This window comes from Streptomyces canus (genome assembly GCF_030816965.1).
Classification (GTDB): domain Bacteria; phylum Actinomycetota; class Actinomycetes; order Streptomycetales; family Streptomycetaceae; genus Streptomyces; species Streptomyces canus_E.
Window position 1 is genome coordinate 3,947,665 of sequence record NZ_JAUSYQ010000002.1, and the last position, 17,940, is coordinate 3,965,604.

Sequence of the window (17,940 nt, forward strand, 5' to 3'; positions counted from 1 at the left end):
GGCGCGCCAGGTCGTCCCCGGGTTCACCAGGGCCGAGCCAGAGCGCGCCCCTCCTGTTCGCCATCGGCCGCCGGCAGCTCGGCAGCGGCTCGGCGGGCCGCCGCCCGAACACCGCGCTCGCCAAGCCCGGCACGCCAGGTCGTCCCCGGGTTCACCAGGGGCGAGCCAGGGCGCGCCCCTCCTGTTCGCCATCGGCCGCCGGCAGCTCGGCAGCGGCTCGGCGGGCCGCCGCCCGAACACCGCGCTCGCCAAGCCCGGCACGCCAGGTCGTCCCCGGGTTCACCAGGGCCGAGCCAGAGCGCGCCCCTCCTGTTCGCCATCGGCCGCCGGCAGCTCGGCAGCGGCTCGGCGGGCCGCCGCCCGAACACCGCGCTCGCCAAGCCCGGCGCGCCAGGTCGTCCCCGGGTTCACCAGGGGCGAGCCAGGGCGCGCCCCTCGTATTCGCCATCGGCCGCCGGCGGCTCGGAGGTTCAGGCCGTGCCGGTCCCGGAGACACGGCTCAGGCCCCGGCGTCACGGTCCCGGCCGCTCGGCCCACGTGCTCCCCGGGACGAAGTCCGGGCCCGCACGGGTCAGGTGGTGCTGACCACCACCACCGTCTTCGCCGCCTTGTCGTGCAGGCCCTGCTTGTAGGGCTTGTCGAAGTAGCTCCAGCCGCCCGAGATGGCGGTCCAGATGCAGGCGCAGCAGAACGCGAACGGGATCCACAGCACCGCCGAGCGGATCAGCGTGGTCTGCGCGGAGGGCGTGGAGCCGTTGTCGAGGTTCGCCACCCGCATGCCGAGCCACTTCTTGCCGAGCGTCTGTCCGGACCGGGTGATCAGGATCGTGTCGTAGGCGATGTAGAGCACCGCTGCGAGCGCCGACTGGGCGAGCGACTTGCCGTACTGCATGTCGTCGCTGTCCACGTCGAACTCGCTGACCCCGAAGCCCCAGGTGATCAGCCAGACGACGACGGCCACCATGATCATGTCGATGATCCGGGCGAGCGTGCGCCGGCCGCTGGGTGCCAGTGGTGGCATGCCGGCCAGCGGGTCGGCGGGGCCACCGCCGTACGGGTCACCGCCGCCGTAGGGACTTCCGCCGTACGGCGGCGGCGTGCTGTACGGCGATCCCGAGCCCTCGGCAGGCGGGGGCTGCTTCCTGAACGGGTCGTCATCCGGCGGCTGCTGTCCGGAGCCGGGAGGCGGTTCACTGCTCATGGCCCGAGTCGACCGCGAACCCCCCGGCTCCGCATCCGGCGAGCGGCCGTCCGGAGTACCGAATCCTGTACGCCGTTCGCGGGACCGGCTCAGCCCGCCACGAACGTATGCGCCGCCTTGTCGTGCCAGCACTGGCGCCACGGCCGGTCGAACAGGCACCACGCGACGCCCACGAGGCCGATACCGAGCAGGCCCGGCACGCTGTAGACCAGCCAGCGGCGCAGGGCACCGGCGAAGGACGGGGGCTCGTGGCCCTCGATGTCCCGCACCTCCAGGCCGAGCAGCTTCTTGCCGAGGGTGCGGCCCCACTTGGCGGTGGGCAGCGCCTCGTACAGGGCACCGGCGACGAGGAGCACGGCGACCACGATGCCGAGGTACACCGACGTGGTGCCGTCCAGCAGCCAGACCGTCACGGTCTCGCCGGACAGCTTGGCCGCGTCGACCTTCTCGTTGATGTGGTCGGCCGCCTTGGTGCCGAGGGGAACGGCGACGACGGCGGTCACGGCGCCGACGACGAGCGTGTCGAGGAGGCGTGCGGCCAGGCGCTTGCCGAGGCCGGCGGGCCTGGCGGATGCCTGACGGCGGGCGGCCGCCTGGAAGATGTCCTCCACCGGCGGCTTCCACGGGGCGGGCTGCTCCTCGTCGGGCCCGGCCAGGCGGTGCACCTGCTGGGCCCAGGAGGGCTGACCGCCACCGGGGCCCGCGCTCATGGGAGTGGCGGGGGGTTGGGCGCCGGCGGGCTGGACTCCGGCGGCCTGCTGAGGGCCTTGCTGCTGGGGGCCTTGCTGCTGGGGCACGCCTTGCTGGGGCACGCCTTGCTGAGGCACGCCCGGAGGGGCCGTCTGCGGGCCGGAGGCGGGGGTGGACTGCTGGGGGCCGGAGAGGGGGGCGGCAGCGGCGGAGGCGGGGCCCTGGGGCCCTGGGGCACCGGTCGCCGCGGCCCGGGCGGCCTTGCCGGCACCGAAGCCGGGGCCCTGAGGGCCGGTGGGTGCGACGGCGCTGCCTGCTGGACCGCCCTGGCCGCCCTGTGCCGTGGGGCCCGAGTACGCGGGCCCCGGCGTGCTTCCGTTCTGCGCCCCGGCACCCCCGCTCTGCTGCGCCGTGCGCGGGGAGACCGCGCGGAACTTCATGGTCCCGTCGTCGGACTGCTGGGCGGCTCCCGCTCCCCCGGACCCGGCCGTGGGCCGGCGGAAGACACGCGTGCCGCCGTCCTCGTCCGGCTCGGTGGGCGGGATCGTCGCCGTGCCGTCGGTACGGGCGTCGTGCCCGTCCGCCTGGGCCGGGGAGGCACCGTCGGCGGGCCGGCCGGCACCGGCCACCCTCGGGTCGGCGCCCCGCGGACCACCCTGCTGCGGTACACCACCGTGCCGAGCACCCTGAGGTCCGCCTGTCCCGCCCTGCTGAGCGCCGCCGTGTGCGGCCCCCTGGGGCTCACCTCCCTGCGGCGGTCCCTGCTGGGCGCCCTGCTGAGCCTGCGCGGGGCCCTGCGGGGACCCCCACGACACCCGGCGGTCCTGGTCGCCGCCGAAGCCGGCCTGGTGGGCCCGGTCGGCGCCCCACGCGGACGCGGGCTCGGGGCGGCTGCCGTGCTGGGTGCCGGGGTGCGGGGCTTCCTCGGCCGGGTCCTCGTCGAAGAAGTGCGGGCCCGTCTCCTCCACGGGAGCGGACGCGGGGCCGCCGCCCGCCGGTGGCCCGAGCGGTTCGCCGGCCGCGGGGGCGGGACGGCTGGTGCCCGGTACCCAGGAGGAACCGTTCCAGTAACGGACATATCCAGGAATGGACGGGTCCGGGTAATAGCCCTCGCGGGGCCTGTCGTCACCGGGTGCCGGGGTTGGGGCGCTCATGTCCGTCGTCCCGTATCTGCTCGGGGGTCAATAGAGGGGGCTCCACATCTATCAGACCGGCGCAAGACCCACCGCCAGTCCCACCGGACCCACCCCTTTTGAGCACGACCTGGCACCGGCCGTGATACCGGTCGCGGCACCGGCCGTGACGCCCACCGCGACACGGCCGGAAAAAAGTTCGCCGAACCCGCGTAATGATCCCGGCCCCTCCCCCCTCTCCACTCGTACGGGCCCACCGCAGGACCCGGACGAGAGTCGAGAGAGGAACGAACGCCATGCACCGCACGGTGATAGAGCGCGAACTGGAGCTCAAACTCATCCTGTCGCCCGAACGCAGCGTCCCGGTCCCGGCCCGGCTGGGCTACCGCAGCGACGACCCCTTCGCCGTCCACGTCACCTTCCACATCGGTTCGGACCACCCCGTCCACTGGACCTTCGCCCGCGAACTCCTCGTGGAGGGTGTCTTCCGCCCGTGCGGGCACGGGGACGTACGGGTGTGGCCGACGAAGGTCGCGGGCCGCGGCGTCGTCCTGATGGCGCTGAGCTCCCCCGGCGGCGACGCCCTTCTGGAGGCCCCGGCCGCGCAGGTCTCGTCCTGGCTGGAGCGCACGCTGAGGGTGGTCCCGCCCGGCTCCGAGGCGGAGCAGCTCGGTATCGACGACGGCCTCGCCGAACTGCTGGCCCCGACCCCGGGCTGTCACGACGAACTCCGGCTGCGCGACCCCTGGCCGAGCGACGAATCGGCGGACGGGGAGTGATCCCGGGGCGGGAACCGGATCAGAACAGCTTGCCGGGGTTCAGGATCCCCAGCGGGTCGAAGACCCCCTTCACCGCCCGCTGCATCTCCACCCCCACCGGGCCGATCTCACGCGCCAGCCACTCCTTCTTCAGTACGCCCACCCCGTGCTCCCCGGTGATCGTGCCGCCGAGCTCCAGACCGAGGGCCATGATCTCGTCGAAGGACTCGCGGGCACGCCGGGACTCGTCGGGGTCGGCCGCGTCGAAGCAGACCGTGGGGTGGGTGTTGCCGTCGCCCGCGTGGGCGACGACACCGATGGTGAGCTGGTGTTTCTCAGCGATCCGCTCGGTTCCTTCGAGCAGCTCGCCGAGCCGGGAACGGGGCACGCACACGTCGTCGATCATTGTGGTGCCCTTGACGGCCTCGAGGGCTGTGAGGGAGAGCCTGCGGGCCTGGAGCAGCAGCTCCGACTCGGCCGCGTCCTCCGCCGGGACGACCTGCGAGGCGCCCGCCGCCTCGCACAGCGCGCCGACCGCCGCGAGGTCGGCCGCCGGGTCCGTGGTGTCGAAGGCCGCGAGGAGCAGGGCCTCGGTGGTCTCCGGGAGTCCCATGTGCGCCAGTTCGTTGATGGCCCTGACCGTCGTACGGTCCATCAGTTCGAGGAGGGACGGCACGTGCCCGTCCTCCATGATCCGGCACACCGCGTCGCAGGCGGCGGCCCCGGAGGCGAACTCGGCGGCCAGCACCAGCTGCTCGGGCGGCTTCGGCCTGAGCGCCAGGGTCGCCCGCACGACGATGCCGAGCGAGCCCTCGGAGCCGACGAAGAGGCGGGTCAGGTCGTATCCGGCGACCCCCTTGGCGGTACGGCGGCCCGTGGACATGAGCCGCCCGTCGGCGAGGACGACGTCCAGTCCGAGGACGTACTCCGCCGTCACCCCGTACTTCACACAGCACAGCCCGCCGGACGCCGTGCCGATGTTGCCGCCGATCGTGCACATCTCCCAGCTGGAGGGGTCCGGCGGGTAGTAGAGGCCGAGTTCGTTCACCGCGCGGGAGAGGGTCGCGTTGACGACGCCGGGTTCGACGACGGCGATGCGGTCGACCGGGTTGACCTCCAGGATCCGGTCCATCTTCGTCAGGGACAGCACGATGCAGCCGTCGGTGGCGTTGGCCGCGCCCGACAGGCCCGTGCGGGCGCCCTGGGGGACGACCGGGACGCGCAGTTCGGTGGCGATGCGCATGACGTGCTGGACCTGCTCGACCGTACGGGGCAGGACGACCACGGCGGGGGTGCCGGCCGGGCAGAAGCTCGCCATGTCGTTGGCGTAGGAGACCGTGACGTCCGGGTCGGCGAGGACGGCCTCGGCGGGCAGACCGCTCAGCAGACGGTCGACGAGGTTGCCGGTGACCTCGTCGCGGGGGGCTTCGATACGGCTCATGATCACAGCGTCGCACCGGGGGCCATCGGTGTGAACCCCACCAGCGCCGACTGCCGAGCGCCGGGGTGTGGTCGTCGTATTGACGCACAGTGAGCGCCATGGAGAACCAAGCCACGGAGAACCGCCGGGCCCGGCTGCACGGGCGTGTGGTGATGGCCGCGGTCGCGGGCTGCGCGGTGCTCGGTACGGCGCTGATGCTGCTGCCCCCGGAGCGGACGGCGACCCGCTCGCCCGCCCCGGCCCCGGGTGCCCAGGCGCTGTCGGCGGTCGCCGCCGGGGTGCCGGCCGCGCTGCCCGACCTGGCGGCGCTGATCGATGCGCGGGAGAGCCATCTGCGCAGGCATCCCGGGGACGCCGAGTCGTGGGCGGTGCTCGGGACGGCGTACGTCGAACAGGCGCGGCGGACGGCCGACACGGCGTTCTACGCGAAGGCCGACGACACGCTGCGGACGTCCCTGCAGGTCCGCAGGAACGCGGCGGCCCTCGGTGGTCTGGCCGTCCTCGCGAACGCGCGCCGGGACTTCCGGACCGCGCTGACCTGGGGTGAGGCGGCGCGGAACCTGGAGCCGAAGCGGTGGACGACGTATCCGGCGCTGATCGACGCGTACACGGGGCTCGGGGACTACAAGGCGGCCCATGGGGCACTGGAGCGGCTGATGGAGCTGCGGTCGGGGCCCGCGGTGCGGGCGCGGGCGGCGGGCGTGTACCGGGACCGGGGCTGGCGCGAGGACGCGGCCGCCCAGCTGGCCGACGCGGCGGCGGGGGCGCGGGCGCCGGCCGAGCGGGCCGAGTATCTGGAGCGGGCCGGGCAGCTCGCCTGGGAGCGCGGCGACCGCGAGGACGCGCTGCGGCACTTCCAGGAGGCGGTCCGTATCGACCCCGACCAGCGGGCCGCACAGGCCGGGCAGGGGCGGGCCCTTGCGGCGCTGGGCCGCACGACGGAGGCCCTGAACGCCTACCGGATGGCCCTGGCGAAGCAGCCGCTGCCGCAATACGCCCTGGAGCTGGGCGAGTTGTACGAGTGGCTGGGACTCGGGCAGGCGGCCCGGGTGCAGTACGACCTGCTGCTGGCGAGGGTGCGGACCGCCGCGGAGTCCGGGGCCGACGAGGAGTTGGTTCTCGGGCAGTTCGAGGCGGATCACGGTGACCCGGCTTCCGCCGTACGGCGCCTCAGGGCCGAGTGGCGACGGCAGCCGGGGATCGCGGTGGCGGACGCGCTGGGGTGGGCCCTGCACCGGGCGGGCGAGGACCGGGAAGCCCTGCGGTACGCCCGGATCGCGACGGACAAGGCGCACGGGGGCGGGGTGCGCAGCGCGCTGTACGCGTACCACCTGGGCATGATCGAGCGGGAGCTGGAGCAGCCCGCCCCCGCGCGCCGGCATCTCCAGGAGGCCCTGCGGATCAATCCCTACTTCTCGCCCTCGCGGGTGCGGGCGGCGCGCGAGGCGTTGGCGGCACTGGGAGACGTGCCGGACCAGGACCTGCCGGTGGACGACGCGAAGGCGGTCACACCGCGCCCGTACCGATGAGGGCGTTCCGCGTCACCAGCGCCGCCAGCTCCTCCTCGCCCAGTCCTTCCGTGGCCTGAGGCCTGCGCGGCAGGACCATGTAGCGGGTCTCCGCGCTGGAGTCCCACACCACGATGTCCACGGAGTCGGGCAGAGTCAGGCCGAACTCCCGTAGGACGGCACGGGGTTCGCGGACCACGCGGGAGCGGTAGGCCTCGGACTTGTACCAGCTGGGAGAGGGGCCGAGGAGGCGGAGCGGGTAGCAGGAGCACAGGGTGCAGACGATGACGTTGTGGACCGACTCGGTGTTCTCCACGACCCTCAGGCGCTGGTACGAGCCCTCCATGTGGCCGAGCTCCTGGACCGCCGCCGTGCCGTCCGCGAGCAGGCGGGCACGGTAGGCGTCGTCGGTCCAGGCGCGCGCCACGACCCGTGCTCCGTTCGCCGGCGAGGACTCCGCGAGGAACGCGTCGATCGCCTCGTCCAGCCGCTCGCCGGTGATCAGCCCCTTCTCCTCCAGGAGGGTCTCCAGGCGCCGTACCCGCCGGGCGGTCGTCGCGTCGGTGTGGTGGTCACCGCTCATCGGCCCCGCTCCTTTCGTCCGCCTCCAAGTAGCTCTCCCACAGATCCAGTACGACGTGGTGGTCGCCCTCGCCCCAGAGGTCACGGGCCGCGAAGCGGACGGCGTAGATCTGCTCGACGGGTGCGTCGCCGCGGCCCTGCGCGCTGATGTCGGGCAGCTCGTCGGGGCCCTCCGGTTCGACGACCACGCCCCGCTTGCCGCGCGCGTAGCGAGGCAGGCGGGTGTGGTGCGGCGGGTCGTGGCGGAAGGTGCGGACCCGGGTGCCGGGCGGGAAGCGGTCGGGGGGCGCGTCAGTCATCGAGCTCACCCGGCTCGATCACGCCCTTGCGCTCCAGCAGCGAACAGATCGCCAGGAACCAGCGTTCGTAGTACGAGGTCGCCAGATAGTCCGCCGGTGGCATGGACTCGATCGCGTCCCGGAACTCGTTCGTGTTGAAGATCCCTTGTGCGCGCAGGGTGTTGTAGAGCCCGACCACCCGCGCCTCCCAGTCCGCGTGGAAGGGCTCGGTGTCGTCGGTGGTGTCGATCGCGCCGAAGCCCTGGGTGCCGCCCACGTCATTGATCCTGGCCATGGGGCCAGCCTACGAGCGTCACGCGGAAAGCGGCTTGTAGTAGAGGGAGAAAAGGCGTGCGCCCGCCGAGCCCGAGGCGAGTCCCAGGTAGAGCTGCGGTGTGCCGGCGTGGCGTACGGCGACACCCTCGGGTTCCCGGTGGTCGAGCGAGTGGCCGGCCTCGGTGCGCTGTCGCTGGACCAGCTTGCCGGTGCGGATGTCGAGGCAGGACAGGTACGCGTTGCCGTGCATTTCGGGCGGGTTGGTGGCGGTGTCGTAGGCGGTCCCGGCCAGTTGGTAGAGGTGGTCGCCGTAGAGGGCGTACCCCTGGAAGGGGACCGAGGAGTCGGGGTGCAGGCCCGTCTGGGCCAGGTCGGCGATCGGGTCGGCGTAGTCGCGGGCGACGAAGGCGTCGAGGTCCCAGACCCGGTAGCGGGGCTTGTTGTCGAGGCGATAGCGGATCGCGACGCGCTGGGACGTCATGCACACCGACGGCTGGTTGTTGGTGGACCGGGCGATCGGCTCGCGGATGGCGACGTCGTCACCGGTGCGGGTGGCGCCGTCGAAGAAGCGGAAACGGGTGACGCCCTGGCCGTAGCCGTTCCGCGCGGCGGCCTCGGTCCAGATCCAGACGTTGCCGTCGGCGGCGTTCTGCACACCCATGCTGACGCCGTGCCCGAAGCCCTTCAGGTACATGTGGCCGAGCAACGTGCCGTCGTAGTCGAGCCGGTTCAGGCACAGGTCGCCGGACTCGGCGCCACCCGCGGCGAGTTGGAGGGCGTAGAGGTGCTTGTGCGCTTCGTCGAAGGCGAAGGACTGGAGGACCGTGCCCTCGTGGAGCGTCTTCTTCCAGAGCCGGCGGACGGCCGGCACGGCCAGGTCGAAGCGCTCGGTCACGGTCCCCCCATGGATCATCGGGGATCAGAGGTTACCCCGCTTCTCCTGCTCTCGCTCGATGGCCTCGAACAGTGCCTTGAAGTTGCCCTTTCCGAAGCCCATCGAGCCGTGCCGCTCGATGAGTTCGAAGAACACGGTCGGCTTGTCCTGGACCGGCTTGGTGAAGATCTGCAGCAGATAGCCGTCCTCGTCGCGGTCGGCGAGGATCTTCAACTCCCTGAGCGTGTCGACCGGTACCCGGGTGTCGCCGACCCACTCGCCGAGGGTGTCGTAGTAGGAGTCGGGGGTGTCGAGGAACTGAACTCCCGCCGCGCGCATGGTCCTCACGGTCTGCACGATGTCGTTGGTGTTCAGCGCGATGTGCTGGACGCCCGCGCCGCCGTAGAACTCCAGGTACTCGTCGATCTGGGACTTCTTCTTGGCGATGGCGGGCTCGTTGATCGGGAACTTCACCTTGAGCGTGCCGTCGGCCACGACCTTCGACATCAGCGCGCTGTACTCGGTGGCGATGTCGTCGCCCACGAACTCCTTCATGTTCGTGAAGCCCATGACCTTGTTGTAGAAGCCGACCCACTCGTTCATCCGGCCGAGCTCGACGTTGCCGACGCAGTGGTCGACGGCCTGGAAGGTGCGGTGGGCGGGCGGTTCGACGATCGGGGCGGCCGCGGTGTAGCCCGGGAGGTAAGGGCCGTCGTAGCCCGTGCGCTCGACCAGGGTGTGGCGGGTCTCGCCGTAGGTGGCGATCGCGGCGAGGACGACCGTGCCGTGCTCGTCCTTCAGCTCGTACGGCTCCGCCACCGAGCGGGCGCCGTGCTCGAGGGCGTAGGTGTGGGCGCGGCGGGCGTCCGGGACCTCGATGGCGAGGTCGATCACGCCGTCGCCGTGCTCGGCCACGTGCTGGGCGAGGAAGTGGCCCCAGGGGGTGGCGGGCTTGATGACCGAGGTGAACACGAAACGGGCGGAGCCGTTCTCCAGCACGTACGAGGCGGTCTCGCGGCTGCCGTTCTCCGGTCCGGAGTAGGCCACGAGCCGCATGCCGAAGGCGGTCGAGTAGTAGTGCGCCGCCTGCTTGGCGTTGCCGACGGCGAAGACGACCGCGTCCATTCCCTTGACCGGGAAGGGGTCGGCCTGCCGGGCGGTGTCGGGAGTGTGGTGTGTGGTCTGCGTCATGTGCGAAGCCTGGCTCCGGTCTGCAAGGTGCGCAATAGTTTGCGTGTTCACTGGACAATATGTTCAGCGATACGGTCGTGTCGGCGGCCTTTCTGTACAGGATGACCACTGGTCCGGGAGGCCTGCGTGGGGATCGACGAGCTGGACGGGCGGATCATCGTGCTCCTCGCGCGCGAGCCGCGGATCGGCGTGCTGGAGATGTCCCGGCGGCTGGGGGTGGCCCGGGGGACCGTGCAGGCGCGGCTCGACCGGCTTCAGTCGAACGGAGTCATCCGGGGATTCGGTCCGCAGGTCGATCCGGCGGCGCTGGGCTACCCGGTGACCGCGTTCGCCACGCTGCAGATCAGGCAGGGGCAAGGGGCCGACGTACGGGCGCACTTGGCTACCGTGCCGGAGGTCCTGGAGCTGCACACCACCACCGGCAGCGGGGACATGCTGTGCCGCCTCGTGGCCCGGTCCAACGCCGATCTCCAACGTGTGATCGACCGGGTTGTCGGTTTCGATGGGATCGTCCGGGCCGCCACCGCGATCGTCATGGAGAACCCCGTTCCGCTGCGGATCATCCCGCTGGTGGAGCAGGCGGCGGAGGACTCGGCGAGGACCTGACCGCGACCGTGGGGTGAGCCGTGAGCTTCTGGGAGTACCTCGGCAATCGCCACCAGCAGCTGCTCGCGGACGCCTACCAGCACGCGAGCGTCGTCTTCCAGTGCATGGTCGTGGCGACGGTGATCGGGGTGCTGATCGGGGTCGCGACCTATCGGAGCGAGTGGGGCGGCAACCTCGCCACCACGGCCACCTCGACGATTCTGACCGTTCCCTCGCTCGCCATGATCGGTCTGCTCATCCCGGCCGTGGGCCTGGGCGTACCTCCCACGGTGATCGCCCTGACGCTGTACGGGCTGCTGCCGGTCGTGCGCAACGCGATCGTCGGGCTGCGCGGGGTCGATCCCTCGCTGGTGGACGCGGCCAAGGGCATCGGGATGTCCCGGGTGATGCGGCTGGCACGGGTCGAGCTGCCGCTCGCCTGGCCGCCCGTCCTGACCGGGATCCGGGTCTCGACCCAGATGCTGATGGGCATCGCCGCGATCGCCGCCTATGCCTCCGGACCCGGCCTCGGCAACGAGATCTTCCGCGGCATCGCCTCTCTGGGCAGCAAGAACGCGCTCAACCAGGTGCTCGCCGGCACGCTCGGGATCATCGTCCTCGCCCTGCTGTTCGATGCCGCGTACGTCCTCATCGGACGGCTGACCATTCCGAGGGGGATCCGTGGCTGAGACGTCCGGCACCTCGGGTGCGTCCATCGAGCTGGAGAACCTGACCAAGAGGTACCCCGGCAATCCGCGGCCCGCCGTCGACAACGTCACCATGGAGATCAAGGCCGGCGAGCTCGTCGTCTTCGTCGGGCCGTCCGGATGCGGTAAGTCGACGACACTCAAGATGATCAACAGGTTGATCGAGCCGACCGGTGGGCGCATCCGGATCAACGGTGAGGACGTGACCGGCATCGATCCGGTCGAGCTGCGCCGCAGGGTGGGCTACGCGATCCAGTCGGCCGGTCTCTTCCCGCACATGACGGTCGCGCAGAACATCGCCCTCGTGCCGAAGATGATCGGCTGGGGAAAGGGGCGGATCAAGGACCGCGTGGAGGAGCTGCTCGACCTCGTCGGGCTCGACCCCGGGGAGTTCCTCGGCCGCTATCCACGCGGGCTCTCCGGCGGCCAGCAGCAGCGGGTGGGGGTGGCGAGGGCGTTGGCGGCCGATCCCCCCGTCCTGCTGATGGACGAGCCGTTCGGTGCGGTCGACCCGATCACCCGCGACCATCTCCAGGACGAGCTGATCCGGCTCCAGCACGAGCTGCACAAGACGATCGTCTTCGTCACCCATGACTTCGACGAGGCGATCAAGCTCGGTGACCGGATCGCCGTCCTGCGCGAACGGTCCCACATCGCCCAGTTCGACACCCCCGAGGCCATCCTGACCAACCCGGCGGACGACTTCGTGTCCGGTTTCGTCGGAGCCGGGGCGGCGCTGAAACGGCTGAACCTCACCCGCGTACGGGATGTGGAGATCACCGATTATCCGACGGTGACCGTCGACGACCCCGTCCAGGAGATCTTCAACAAGCTCCGGGGCAGCGGCACGAACGAGATCCTGCTGCTCGACAGGCGCGGACGGCCGTACAAGTGGCTCAGGCGCGGCGACATGATGCGCGCCAAGGGATCGTCGGCCCGGGCCGGGACGCTGGTGAGCGACACGGTGACCACGGACGCGACGCTGCGGGACGCGCTGGAGGCCGTGCTGACCGACAACGCGGGGCGGGTCGCGGTGACCGGGCGGCGCGGTGAGTACGCGGGGGTCGTCGACATGGAGACGCTCTTGAACTCCGTGCACACGCTTCTGGACGCCGACCGGCTGGAGGCCAGGGAGCACCAGCACGCGCTGGAGGAGATCCGGGCCGCCCAGACGCACGCCGAGCAGGAAGGCGCGGGCGGAGGGGAGAGGAAGGCGTGACGACGCCCGAGCTGGAGATGCCGGAGACCGTCGCACCGGAGGAGACGGTGGAACCGGAGGAGACCGAGGGCCCTCTCCCGCCGGACCCGCCCGGCAAGCGGGTGACCTGGCAGAAGCTGACCTTTCTGCCCGCGTTCCTCATCGCCGTCCTGCTCGCGACCTGGCTGTGGTTCGAGCGGGCCGACCTGGACCCGATCTCCGAGAACGCGCTGTCGAACGGGCAGGTGTCCAGGGCCCTGTGGCAGCAGGTGGAGCTGACGGCGATCTCGACGTTCTTCGTGCTGATCATCGCGATCCCGCTGGGGATCGTGCTGACCCGCAGGGCCTTCCGGAAGGCGAGCCCGGTGGCGATGGCGGTCGCCAACATGGGCCAGGCGACCCCGGCGATCGGCCTGCTGGCCCTGCTGGTGATCTGGCTGGGCACGGGCATGAGGGCGGCCCTGATCGGCATGGTCGCCTACGCCGTCCTGCCGGTCCTGTCGAACACGATCGCGGGCCTGAAGGCGAACGACCCGACCCTGCTGGAGGCGGCACGGGGCATCGGGATGTCGTCCATGGGGGTGCTGTCACGCGTCGAACTCCCGCTGGCCGTCCCGCTGATCCTCGCGGGCGTCCGCACGGCCCTGGTCCTCAACGTCGGTACGGCGACCCTCGCGACCTTCGGCGGGGGCGGCGGACTGGGCGTCCTGATCACGACCGGCATCACCAACCAGCGGATGCCGGTGCTGATGCTCGGTTCGATCCTCACGGTGACGCTGGCCCTGCTGGTCGACTGGCTGGCCTCCTTGGCCGAACTGCTGCTCAGGCCACGCGGGTTGGAGGCAGGAACGTGAGGCGGACCTGCCGGCCGACAGCCGGGACCCCGTGTCCCACTCCACCAACCGAACCGCCGCCCACACCCCAGCGGCCGAAGGTGGACACATGAGACGGACACCTCTGACGCTGGCCGGGGTCCTGGTCCTGCTGTCCGGCTGCGGGCTGACCAGTGGCTCCCCCATGGTCGACGAGGTGAAGCCGGGTTCGATCGGGCGGGGTGAGCCGCTCGAGGGCGCGGATCTGACGGTCACGTCGAAGGAGTTCACCGAGCAGCTGATCCTCGGCGCGATCATGGGGATCGCGTTCCAGGCGGCCGGGGCGGATGTGCTCGACCGCACGGGGATCCAGGGGTCGGTCGGGGCGCGGGAGGCGGTCAAGTCCGGTGACGCGGACGGGATGTACGAGTACACAGGCACCGCGTGGATCACGTACCAGGGCAACGGTGAGCCGATCGCCGATCCGCAGGAGCAGTGGGCGGCAGTACGGAAGGCCGACCTGGGGAACGGACTGACATGGCTGCCCAAGGCGTCCCTGAACAACACCTACGCCCTCGCCATGAACCAGGCCGGCTTCAGGAAGTACCGCACGAAGACGCTCTCCGACGTGGCCGCGCTGGCGAAGAAGGACTCCGGTGCGGTGACGCTGTGCGTGGAGGGCGAGTTCGCCAACCGCGCCGACGGACTGCCGGGCATGGAGAAGGCGTACGGGATGAGCATCCCGGCGAGGAACATCACCCAGATGGACACCGGGATCATCTACACCCAGGTGGCGAAGGGCAGTTGCCGGTACGGGGAGGTCTTCACGACCGACGGGCGCATCACGTCCATGAACCTGGTGGTGATGCGGGACGACCGGAAGTTCTTCCCCAACTACAACGCGGCTCCCGTGATCAACTCCAAGGCCCTGAAGAGGTGGCCTGCCATCGCGGAGGTCCTGAACCCGGTCACGAAGGAGCTGGACAACACGGTGGCGCGGGAGTTGAACGCGAAGGTGGATGTCGCCGGGGAGGATCCGCATCAGGTGGCGCTGGACTGGATGAAGGCGCAGGGGTTCGTGAAGTAGGCCTGGTCGCCAGGACAGGGTTACAAAGAACCCGTTGCAAAGAACTCTTTGCAACGCTATCTTTGTACGCATGCCGGAAGAGCCCAACGTACGGAAACTCGACGCCCGTTCACTGCGCGGGCTGGCCCATCCCCTGCGGATGCAGCTGCTGGACGCCCTGCGCCACGGCGGTCCCGCCACCGCGTCCCAACTCGCCGAGAAACTGGGCGAGTCGAGCGGCGCCACCAGCTACCACCTGCGTCAGCTGGCCGCGCACGGCTTCGTGGAGGACGCCCCGGAGCGCGGCAAGGGTCGGGAGCGCTGGTGGAAGTCGGTCCACAAGGGGCTGAGCTTCGACGACTCCCTGCTCACGGACAGCGATCCGGCCGTCCGCGGAGCCGCCGACATGTACCTCCACGAGGTCGCCACCACCCAGATCCAGAACCTCTCCAACTGGCTGGGCGACCGTGCCACCTGGCCCGAGGAGTGGAACCGCGTCTGGGACATGAGCAGCGCAACGCTACGGCTGACCCCCGAGCTGACCAAAGAACTCATCGAGAAGATGCACGCCCTGATCGACACCTACCGCGACCGGTCCACCACCGGAGACAACGCGGCCCAGGTACGCATCCACACGCACGCCTTCCCCGTAGCCACGGACTGAAAGGGCCCCGCCATGCACCCCGAGACCCACCTCGCCCTGCACCACCTCCGCGCCGCCGACCTCCGTGCCGAGGCCGACGCCCACCGCCTCGCCGTCCAGGCCAAGCGGCCGTACGCCATCAGGACCCGGCTCGGCTGGACCCTGGTGGAGGTCGGCCTCCGGCTGGCCTCTCCCAGGCCGGCCCTCGCGCACTAGCAGGCGGGGACGGACCCCTTACCCGACTCCAGTGCGGTCAGCGCACTCATCGCCCCCTTCAGGGACGTCACCGGGATCAGCCGCAGCCCCTTCGGCAGCTCCGCCTTCGCGTCGGAGCACTCCTCCTCGGGGACCAGGAACACCGTCGCCCCGTCCCGCTTCGCGGCCTGCGTCTTCAGTGCCACGCCGCCCACCGCGCCGACCGTCCCGTCCGCGTCGATCGTCCCCGTCCCGGCGATGGTGCGGCCGCCCGTGAGGTCGCCCCCGGCGCCGTCACCGTCGAGCTTGTCGATGATCCCCAGAGTGAACAGCAGCCCCGCGCTGGGCCCGCCCACGTCCGCGAGCTTCAGCGTGACCTCGACCTTGTCGTTCCCGAGCTTCAGGTAGTTCAGCGCCGCCTCGGTCGCCGCGTCCTGGGACTCCTTCATCTGCGCGGTGTTGTGCTTCTCGATCTCCTTGACGCTCTGCCCGCTCGGGTAGACCGCGTCATGGGGCATGACCGCCCGGTCGGTGCGGAACCAGCTGTCGAAGACGTCACCGAGCGAGACATGGGTGTCGGGCCCGGTCGCCTCGATGGTCGTCATCCGCAGCTGCCCGCTCGTCGCACGCGTCTTCGCCCCGGAGATCGTGATCACCTCCGCGCCCTTGTTCGCGCCGAGCACGTTCGCCGTCATCCCGGGCTGCGCCAGTGCGAAGGGCAGCGGCGCGAAGAGGGCCGTGGCGACCAGTGCCACGACGGGCAGGGCGCAGACGGCGAGGGCCTGGGGGCGCGTGAGGCGAGAGAGCACGGGATCAATCTAACGCGGCGGTCACTTCCGGCCACGAGCCGGTCAGCCCCCGTACAGGTCCCGCCTCGCGCGCGTGAAGCGCCGTAGGACGTCCGGCAGCGGTTCGACGCCGATGCCGGGCGTCCGCGGCACCGGCAGGTGGCCGTCCACCAGGACGAACGGCTCGGTGATGTCCTCGGCGAAGTAGCGGGCGGAGGCCGAGGTGTCGCCGGGGAGCGTGAAGCCGGGCAGGGCGGCCAGGGCGAGGTTCGGGGCGCGGCCGATTCCCGTCTCCAGCATGCCGCCGCACCACACCGGCACGCCGTGCGCGCGAGCCACGTCGTGGATGCGGCGGGCCTCCAGATAGCCGCCCACGCGCGCGGGCTTGATGTTCACGACCCGGCACGCGTCCATCGCGATCGCGGAGGCGGTGTCCCGGGCATTGTGCAGGGACTCGTCGAGGCAGACGGGGGTGGCGATACGGCTCTGGAGGCGCGCGTGGCCGTACAGGTTGTTCTCGTCCAGCGGCTCCTCGATCAGCAGCAGCCCGAACTCGTCGAGCCGCCGCAGGTGTTCGGCGTCCGCGAGGGTGTACGCCGTGTTGGCGTCGACCTGGAGGGGCAGTGCGGCGCCGAAGCGCTCGCGCACGGCCCGTACCGGCTCGACGTCCCAGCCGGGTTCGATCTTCAGCTTGATCCGGACGTACCCCTCGGCGAGATACCGCTCGACGTCGTCCAGCAGCTCCGGCACGGAGTCCTTGATCCCCACCGACACCCCCGCGGGCACCCGCTCGCGCACCGCGCCGAGATACACCGCCAGCGGCATGCCGTACGACCGCAGCTCCGCGTCCAGGATCGCCGTCTCCAGGGCCGCCTTCGCCAGCTCATGCCCCTTGATCCCGCTGACCGCGGGCCCGACCAGCGCTGCCGTGAGCGTGGGCAGTGCCGCCACCCTCGGCACCAGGAAGTCCCGCAGCACGAGCTCCGCGCCCGCCGTGAACTCCGAGCAGTACCGCGGCTGGGGGTCGGCGGCGAACTCCGACCAGCCCTCCGCGGTGTCCGTGACGACGTGCAGCAGGAAGGTGTCCTTCGTCGTCATCGTGCCGAAGGAGGTGCGGAAGGGGCTGACGAGCGGGATCGCCACATGGACGACCTCGACGCGTTCGATTTTCATACGGTGCCTTCCTCGTCGTTCTCGCGGGTGAGCGTGTACCAGCCGTCGTGGGACATCCCGGTCGCCCGGAACCCCTGCCCGAAGGCCTCCGTGAACACCTCGCGCACGGCCCGCCGCCAGCGCAGTGCGAGCGCCGGGTCGGCGGACCGCAGCTTGACGACGTCGTCCGGGGCCCGGCACCAGACGTGCAGGTCGGCGAGGTCGCGGCGGGCGAGGGTCGCTCCGTCGGGGGCACGGTGGGTGGCGGGTGCGGCCTCGCGCTCCCCCGGGTCGTACGGCTGCCCCGGCGCCACCAGGTCCCAGGTCACCGTCAGCCGGTCGCTCTCGTCGCCGTCGTTCACGCCGTCCCTCATGGGGCCGTAGAAGTCGACGACGTACTCGGTGCCCACCGCGCCCAGCTTGGCCAGGTTGAAGCGGGCGTTGCGGGCGACCAGCGGGTCGAAGGTCCAGCGCATCGTGCGGGCCCCGAGGCCGAGCGCCCAGTCCCGTTGCGCCCGCTTCACCGGCTGCCCGAGCCCGGGCTCCGCGGCGGCGACCAGGGAGTACACCTCCTGCGAGCCCGGCGGCCCGAACACGGCGACACAGGCCCCGGCGAGGCGCTCACCGTCGTACGCGGCGTGCACCGCGCCGCCCGCGTGGACCAGGCTGTGCAGCACCTCGGCCGGGTAGGGCGGGGCCGTGCGCGGGGTCCGCCACACCTCGCCGAAGTACGCGCTGACGGCGTGGAGGCCGGCGACGTCGTGGACGGTACGGATACTCACTCCGGTCATGTGCCGAGTCTCCGACCCGGGCGGCCGCCCCGGGTTGTGCGGTCCCACCATGTGTACGTACGTTTCTTTGC

20 protein-coding genes are annotated in these 17,940 nt (G+C 71.3%); 9 read left to right on the forward strand and 11 right to left on the reverse strand.

Going from position 1 to position 17,940, the window contains the following annotated elements:
- Nucleotides 1-571 precede the first annotated feature (571 nt).
- Together QF027_RS19000 and QF027_RS19005 are read right to left on the reverse strand one after the other, a co-directional pair.
- Complete coding sequence (locus QF027_RS19000; RefSeq protein ID WP_307075825.1) at nt 572-1,201, reverse strand: RDD family protein; 630 nt, start codon at nt 1,199-1,201, stop codon at nt 572-574.
- An 89-nt stretch (nt 1,202-1,290) separates the two neighbouring features.
- Complete coding sequence (locus tag QF027_RS19005) at nt 1,291-3,045, reverse strand: RDD family protein (protein WP_307075828.1); 1,755 nt, start codon at nt 3,043-3,045, stop codon at nt 1,291-1,293.
- A 275-nt stretch (nt 3,046-3,320) separates the two neighbouring features.
- Here QF027_RS19005 and QF027_RS19010 point away from each other — a divergent pair, with 275 nt between their 5' ends.
- Nucleotides 3,321-3,803, forward strand: coding sequence for an SsgA family sporulation/cell division regulator (locus tag QF027_RS19010; protein WP_306980655.1), 483 nt, complete (start codon nt 3,321-3,323; stop codon nt 3,801-3,803).
- Between the two features lie 19 nt (nt 3,804-3,822).
- Here QF027_RS19010 and QF027_RS19015 read toward each other — a convergent pair whose 3' ends face one another.
- Complete coding sequence (locus QF027_RS19015; RefSeq protein WP_306980653.1) at nt 3,823-5,229, reverse strand: FAD-binding oxidoreductase; 1,407 nt, start codon at nt 5,227-5,229, stop codon at nt 3,823-3,825.
- A 92-nt stretch (nt 5,230-5,321) separates the two neighbouring features.
- Here QF027_RS19015 and QF027_RS19020 point away from each other — a divergent pair, with 92 nt between their 5' ends.
- Nucleotides 5,322-6,752, forward strand: a complete 1,431-nt coding sequence (locus tag QF027_RS19020; RefSeq protein WP_307075830.1) for a tetratricopeptide repeat protein — start codon at nt 5,322-5,324, stop codon at nt 6,750-6,752.
- Here the strand turns inward: QF027_RS19020 and nthA are convergent.
- The 5 genes from nthA to hppD are packed head-to-tail and all read right to left on the reverse strand — an operon-like array spanning nt 6,730 to nt 9,932.
- Nucleotides 6,730-7,314 (reverse strand): nitrile hydratase subunit alpha, encoded by a 585-nt coding sequence (gene nthA, locus QF027_RS19025; RefSeq protein WP_307075833.1) that lies wholly within the window; start codon nt 7,312-7,314, stop codon nt 6,730-6,732. The genes QF027_RS19020 and nthA overlap by 23 nt on opposite strands.
- A complete protein-coding gene (locus QF027_RS19030) occupies nt 7,304-7,612 on the reverse strand; it encodes an SH3-like domain-containing protein (protein WP_306980648.1) in 309 nt (102 codons plus the stop codon). The genes nthA and QF027_RS19030 overlap by 11 nt, the downstream gene beginning before the upstream one ends.
- Nucleotides 7,605-7,886: an SH3-like domain-containing protein gene (locus tag QF027_RS19035; protein WP_057610845.1), complete on the reverse strand. Its 282-nt coding sequence runs from the start codon at nt 7,884-7,886 to the stop codon at nt 7,605-7,607. Before QF027_RS19035 ends, QF027_RS19030 begins: the two co-directional genes overlap by 8 nt.
- A gap of 18 nt (nt 7,887-7,904) precedes the next feature.
- A complete protein-coding gene (locus QF027_RS19040) occupies nt 7,905-8,762 on the reverse strand; it encodes a phage baseplate protein (protein WP_307075835.1) in 858 nt (285 codons plus the stop codon).
- Between the two features lie 24 nt (nt 8,763-8,786).
- Nucleotides 8,787-9,932 (reverse strand): 4-hydroxyphenylpyruvate dioxygenase, encoded by a 1,146-nt coding sequence (gene hppD / locus QF027_RS19045; RefSeq protein ID WP_306980645.1) that lies wholly within the window; start codon nt 9,930-9,932, stop codon nt 8,787-8,789.
- A 126-nt stretch (nt 9,933-10,058) separates the two neighbouring features.
- Between hppD and QF027_RS19050 the strand changes: the two genes are divergently transcribed.
- From QF027_RS19050 to QF027_RS19080, 7 genes are all read left to right on the forward strand, one after another.
- On the forward strand, nt 10,059-10,538 hold the full coding sequence (locus QF027_RS19050; protein WP_057610843.1) for an Lrp/AsnC family transcriptional regulator: 480 nt from the start codon (nt 10,059-10,061) through the stop codon (nt 10,536-10,538).
- 20 nt (nt 10,539-10,558) lie between these two features.
- Entirely contained in the window at nt 10,559-11,206 is a 648-nt protein-coding gene (locus tag QF027_RS19055) for an ABC transporter permease (RefSeq protein ID WP_307075838.1), read from the forward strand.
- Complete coding sequence (locus QF027_RS19060) at nt 11,199-12,443, forward strand: betaine/proline/choline family ABC transporter ATP-binding protein (RefSeq protein ID WP_307075840.1); 1,245 nt, start codon at nt 11,199-11,201, stop codon at nt 12,441-12,443. Before QF027_RS19055 ends, QF027_RS19060 begins: the two co-directional genes overlap by 8 nt.
- A 17-nt stretch (nt 12,444-12,460) precedes the next feature.
- A complete protein-coding gene (locus QF027_RS19065) occupies nt 12,461-13,276 on the forward strand; it encodes an ABC transporter permease (protein WP_306986670.1) in 816 nt (271 codons plus the stop codon).
- Nucleotides 13,277-13,364: 88 nt separating this feature from the next.
- Complete coding sequence (locus QF027_RS19070; protein WP_307075842.1) at nt 13,365-14,321, forward strand: glycine betaine ABC transporter substrate-binding protein; 957 nt, start codon at nt 13,365-13,367, stop codon at nt 14,319-14,321.
- A gap of 70 nt (nt 14,322-14,391) precedes the next feature.
- Nucleotides 14,392-14,964 (forward strand): ArsR/SmtB family transcription factor, encoded by a 573-nt coding sequence (locus QF027_RS19075; protein WP_307075844.1) that lies wholly within the window; start codon nt 14,392-14,394, stop codon nt 14,962-14,964.
- 12 nt (nt 14,965-14,976) lie between these two features.
- Nucleotides 14,977-15,159: a hypothetical protein gene (locus QF027_RS19080; RefSeq protein ID WP_307075846.1), complete on the forward strand. Its 183-nt coding sequence runs from the start codon at nt 14,977-14,979 to the stop codon at nt 15,157-15,159.
- On the opposite strand, the gene QF027_RS19085 is transcribed toward QF027_RS19080, so the two are convergent.
- The 3 genes from QF027_RS19085 to QF027_RS19095 are packed head-to-tail and all read right to left on the reverse strand — an operon-like array spanning nt 15,156 to nt 17,869.
- Nucleotides 15,156-15,947, reverse strand: a complete 792-nt coding sequence (locus tag QF027_RS19085) for a S16 family serine protease (protein WP_306980632.1) — start codon at nt 15,945-15,947, stop codon at nt 15,156-15,158. The genes QF027_RS19080 and QF027_RS19085 overlap by 4 nt on opposite strands.
- A gap of 42 nt (nt 15,948-15,989) precedes the next feature.
- Nucleotides 15,990-17,099 carry an o-succinylbenzoate synthase gene (menC, locus tag QF027_RS19090; protein ID WP_306980629.1) on the reverse strand — a complete coding sequence of 370 codons (1,110 nt, stop codon included), beginning with the start codon at nt 17,097-17,099 and terminating at the stop codon, nt 15,990-15,992.
- Entirely contained in the window at nt 17,096-17,869 is a 774-nt protein-coding gene (locus QF027_RS19095) for a chorismate synthase (protein ID WP_307075848.1), read from the reverse strand. The genes menC and QF027_RS19095 overlap by 4 nt, the downstream gene beginning before the upstream one ends.
- Nucleotides 17,870-17,940: the final 71 nt, after the last annotated feature.